This is a genomic window from Aquidulcibacter sp. (genome assembly GCF_049239865.1).
Classification (GTDB): Bacteria; Pseudomonadota; Alphaproteobacteria; order Caulobacterales; family Aquidulcibacteraceae; genus Aquidulcibacter.
On sequence record NZ_JBMLTR010000206.1, the window covers coordinates 1 to 4,473 of the forward strand.

The window sequence follows — 4,473 nt, forward strand, 5'->3', positions numbered from 1 at the left end:
GGATGGACAAAGGTCAGGCCTTCGCGATCTTTGAGCTGATAAGCGAAAGTCGTGGCTTCCGACAAATTGTCGCCATGTAGCACGACGCGCGCGCCATGCTTGCGCGTATGTTCGACCTTCGTGAAGGGCGTTCCGAGCGGCATCACAATGGTGGCAGGGATGTTAAGGCGCGAGGCGTGATAAGCCACGCCTTGGGCATGGTTGCCAGCAGACATGGCGATCACACCATTGCGGCGCTCAGCTTCGGTGAGCAACAAGAGCTTATTCAAAGCACCGCGCTCTTTAAAGGCAGCGGTGAATTGGAAGTTTTCAAACTTCACCCAGACTTCTGCGCCGGTAATATCCGACAGCGTCTTCGACATCAGAAGTGGTGTGCGAATGATGCGGCCTTCAATTCGCGCGGCAGCCGCACGGATGGAGTCTAACGTAACTTGCATGAGTAAAGCGGTCCCTATGTAAGCCGTCAGAGGCCTGACAGCCCCGCGTCTTTAGGCCGGACAAGGACTTGGATCAATCAGACTTTGCTTTGCGAGCCAGATTTCGCTCAAACGCCTCGCGCTCTAACGTCTCTTCGCCCCATTCATCGCCATCGCTTTTGCCAACCAAAGCGATCATATCCCGCTTTAAGAGTTCCTCTTCTAGGGCCGTACGGTCGCGCACGATGCGCTGATAATCGGCAAATTCAACCCGCTGCCAATCTTCAAACATGGCCGTCAAGGCACGCTCGTCATAGCGGGAGAAGATCATCCCCGCGCGCTCTGCCGCAAAAGCAGGCTTGCCCATAATCTGGAGAGACTTCACGCCAAGGCGCACAGCGGCAGCAAAGGTTTCACGCTCCAGCCCATCAACTTTGGCGGCCATCAATTGATAGGCGTGGCGGCGATCAATCGCACGGGCTAGGATCTTCAAATTAGGGAAGGCCTCACGCGCCGTCTCCACCAGCTCCAGCGCTTTTTCGTCATTATCAATCGCGACGATCAAGAGCTTGGCCTCTGCGGCACCTGCCAAACGTAAGAGATCGACCCGCGTCGCGTCGCCATAATTCACCTTGCGACCAAAGCCGCGCAGCACGTCGACTTGGTCGGCATCATGGTCCAAAACGCTGATCTTATAGCCATAGGTCGAAAGCATGCGGCCGACGATCTGGCCAAATCGGCCATAACCCGCGACGATGACGTCATGATGGCCTTCTTCCACCTCTGGCGCACGATCTTCGCCAGTGCCAGATTCCAAGCGCCGCATCGCCCAGTCGCCTGCCATCAACAAGAGCGGCGTGATGGCCATCGACAAAGCGACTGCAACGACCAATGGGGCGGTGATCTCTGCAGGAATCACACCTGCTCCTTGCGCGAAGGCAAACAATACGAAAGCAAACTCACCCCCTTGTGCGAGGCCTAGCCCGATTAAGGCAGCCTCGCCCGTCTTGCGACCAAAGGCGCGCGCAATCGCAAACATCACGCTGGCCTTCACAAGGACCAGTGCCACCACGAGGCCAAGGATCAGCCAAGGCTGGGCGATCAGCAAAGCGAAATTGATCCCTGCCCCGACCGAGATAAAGAACAAGCCCAACAGCAAGCCTCTAAACGGGTCAATGTCGCTCTCAATTTGATGGCGGAACTCACTATCGGCCAAAACAACGCCCGCCACAAATGCCCCCAAGGCAGGCGAAATGCCGACAAATTGCATCAAAAGCGCCACGCCGACCACCAAGAGAAGCGCAAAGGCTGTCAAGATCTCATGCAAACCAGAAGCTGCGACCCAACGGAACATGGGCCGCAACAGAACCCGTCCTGCCAGCACAATCGCGCCGACGGCGACGACAACGGCCAAGCCTTGCGCCCAACTCGGATAGGCCGCCAAAGCGCCTTTAGCAGCTTCGCCACCGCCCGCCACGCTGATGGTTGCGAGGAAGGGGAAAAGGGCCAGCATCGGGATGATCGCGATGTCTTGGAACAACAATACCGAAAAGGTCGCTCGACCCGCCTCAGTTCCAGCGATGCCCTTTTCGCGTAAGGACTGCAGTACAATCGCGGTTGAGGAGAGCGACAGCGTCAAGCCAACTGCCAGCGCCACCTGCCACGACAGACCTAGCGCCATGCCAAGCCCGGTCGCAATCGCCCCGGTGCCAAGCACTTGCAAGCCGCCCATGCCGAGAATCGCCGTGCGTAATCGCCAAAGCAAGCTGGGCTGCAGTTCTAGCCCGATGAGAAACAGCATAATGACGACACCGAACTCTGCCGTATGCATCACGTTTTCTGGGTCGCCCACCAGATTGAGGACATAAGGTCCGATGACCGCGCCAGCGATCAAATAACCCAAGACCGACCCTAACCCAATGCGCTTGGCGATGGGGACAGAGACAACGGTCGCGGTCAAATAAACAAATGCGGATTCGAGAAGATTGGCTTCAGCCATCGATCAGACCCTCCAGCAAAGCGCTGAACTTGGCCGCAGCTTCGGCGAGGATTTCAGGTGTAGCCTGACGGCTGGCATGGAGAACAAATGGAGCCTGCCACACGCATTGGCAAAGATTGGCAGTCGCCTGAAACGGGCGCAAGAGTTCGTCAATCGAAAAGCGGTTCAAGCCGTCGGAGCAATAGGATTTTTCCGGGCCACCTGCTGTAATCACTTGCGTCCAAGTTTTGCCGGCAAGCGCCGTCCCGCCTTCACCATAGGCCCATCCATAATCCAAGACGACATCGAGCCACTCTTTCACCAGGGACGGTGCGGAGTACCAAAACAAGGGGTGCATCAGGACGATGTGGTCATGGTCCAACAGCAAGCGCTGTTCAGCCTCCACATCGATCAGAAAGTTTGGGTAAGTCTCATAGAGATCATGCACCGTCACATGCTCACGGTCCTGTGCAACAGAACGCAAAGCACGGTCCTGTGCAACAGAACGCAAAGCACGGTTGGCCCGCGAGCGCGCATAAGATGGATGGGCAAAAAGGATCAAAACAGATTTCGGCACGTTTCCCTCAATGCCTCTGGTCTAGGTGGCTTAGGGGAAAAGGTCTAGACTGTTCAGGCAAAGTTCAACGTTGGGCAGGCAAATTCAACCACAGCAATCGGAGAACGAAGTATGCGCAAATTTGTCTGGCTCGGCTTACTACTAGCATTTAGCGGGTGCGCTACGGCACCGGGGCCACTGGATGCCTCTTCCGATGTGCGCGCGTTTGTCATGGCGCTGCGTGATCGCGACTTGCCCGGGATTGAGGCACGGATGGATCGGCCTGCCCTGCAAGCGCAAGTGACTGGCATTGCTCGGGCGATTGCGGCAAGTGAAATCGCTAAACGCACGGGCGGCGGCGAAGGCGGGCAGATTTTAGGCGTCTTGGGCGCTGACTTTGCCAACCCCTTGCTTGAACGTCTGTCTAAGCAAGCGCTGGAGCCAGCAATCTTGGCCGATCTGGCCCGCCGCGCAGGGCTGACACCCCAAACAGTTCTGCCAAGCCGAACGGCAACAACTATGGGACTAAAGCGGCTTGCCGATGGCCGCGTTTGCGCACCTGACCCGCAGACCAAAGCCTGCATTCTCTATTTTGGGCGCTACCCTTCAGGCTGGAAGCTAAACGCGCTGGATGAGGCCGCACTTCGAGGGCGACTGGCAGCGCCAGCCACCCCAAGAACTCGACGCTGATCCGTGTTTTAGATTAGGAATCCGTTGGGTCGCTGGGTGCAGCTTCTGCAGCGGGCTGGCCAGCTGACACGGCTACCATCGCGGCGCGAAGGGTGCGACCGGCCAGCACATAGCCGGGCTGGAAGACTTCCGCGACATCGCCAGCGGCCATGTCAGACGGAATTTGCGCGACGGCTTGGTGGATTGAAGGATCAAACTTGTCACCCTTTGCGCCGACTCGAGAGAGTCCGTGGCGCTCAAAGGCGTTCAACAGCTCGCGCTGGGTCATGTCGACGCCAGTCACGAAACCATCAAAGGCCGGATCGCCCTTCAAGGCTTCAGGCGCGGTACTGATGGCGCGACCCAAATTATCGGCCACAGGCAAGAGATCGCGGGCAAACTTATCAATCGCATAGATGCGGGCTTCGGTCTTTTCCCGCTCGGCCCGGCGACGGACATTTTCAGACTCTGCCAAGGCGCGTAGCCCAGCATCCTTCAGCGTCTCAATCTCGGCTAAAGCGGCTTGAAGCTTCGCGACCAACAGCCCGCCCATGTCCTCAGGTGCTGCATCTTCGCCTAAGAGCGAGCGGGCAAGTTCGAGCGGGTCTGGCGCAGAAGCTTGGGTGTCCGCCCCACCGTCAGCTGCGTCAGCGCCATTGGCAACTTCTGCTTCGAAATCGTCGCCATTATGTGTGGTACCCGTTTCTGTGGTCATTTCGTCTGTCTCATTCCGTTAAATTTAAACCGCGGCGCTCTATCAAGCGGCCGACGACTTTCGCTGTATAGTCTACCATTGGTATGACGCGGGCATAATTCAAGCGGGTTGGCCCGATCACACCCAGTGCGCCAAGCAC

Annotated in this window: 6 protein-coding genes; 1 reads left to right on the plus strand and 5 read right to left on the minus strand. The window is 57.5% G+C overall.

Features of this window, described 5'->3' with window-relative positions; genetic code table 11:
• The 3 genes from ACOVRA_RS14295 to ACOVRA_RS14305 form a co-directional block, all read right to left on the minus strand.
• On the minus strand, window positions 1-437 hold a 437-nt coding region (locus ACOVRA_RS14295; RefSeq protein ID WP_421720883.1), incomplete at its 3' end, for a pyridoxal-phosphate dependent enzyme.
• A 73-nt stretch (window positions 438-510) separates the two neighbouring features.
• The gene (locus tag ACOVRA_RS14300) at window positions 511-2,415 is read right to left on the minus strand and encodes a monovalent cation:proton antiporter-2 (CPA2) family protein (protein ID WP_421720884.1); all 1,905 of its coding nucleotides are present in this window, start codon (window positions 2,413-2,415) and stop codon (window positions 511-513) included.
• Window positions 2,408-2,971 carry an NAD(P)H-dependent oxidoreductase gene (locus ACOVRA_RS14305; protein ID WP_421720885.1) on the minus strand — a complete coding sequence of 188 codons (564 nt, stop codon included), beginning with the start codon at window positions 2,969-2,971 and terminating at the stop codon, window positions 2,408-2,410. Before ACOVRA_RS14305 ends, ACOVRA_RS14300 begins: the two co-directional genes overlap by 8 nt.
• 111 nt (window positions 2,972-3,082) lie before the next feature.
• Between ACOVRA_RS14305 and ACOVRA_RS14310 the strand changes: the two genes are divergently transcribed.
• On the plus strand, window positions 3,083-3,640 hold the full coding sequence (locus ACOVRA_RS14310) for a hypothetical protein (RefSeq protein WP_421720886.1): 558 nt from the start codon (window positions 3,083-3,085) through the stop codon (window positions 3,638-3,640).
• Between the two features lie 13 nt (window positions 3,641-3,653).
• Here the strand turns inward: ACOVRA_RS14310 and ACOVRA_RS14315 are convergent, their stop codons facing one another.
• Both ACOVRA_RS14315 and ACOVRA_RS14320 read right to left on the minus strand, forming a co-directional pair.
• Window positions 3,654-4,334: a nucleotide exchange factor GrpE gene (locus ACOVRA_RS14315; RefSeq protein ID WP_421720887.1), complete on the minus strand. Its 681-nt coding sequence runs from the start codon at window positions 4,332-4,334 to the stop codon at window positions 3,654-3,656.
• Between the two features lie 10 nt (window positions 4,335-4,344).
• Window positions 4,345-4,473 (minus strand): hypothetical protein (locus ACOVRA_RS14320; protein ID WP_421720888.1); only part of this gene is annotated, 129 nt, incomplete at its 5' end.

Coding starts and splice junctions, on each gene's coding strand:
- ACOVRA_RS14300 (WP_421720884.1), bottom strand. CDS start 2,415: ATGGCTGAAGCCAATCTTCTCGAATCCGCATTTGTTTATTTGACCGCG.
- ACOVRA_RS14310 (WP_421720886.1), top strand. CDS start 3,083: ATGCGCAAATTTGTCTGGCTCGGCTTACTACTAGCATTTAGCGGGTGC.
- ACOVRA_RS14315 (WP_421720887.1), bottom strand. CDS start 4,334: ATGACCACAGAAACGGGTACCACACATAATGGCGACGATTTCGAAGCA.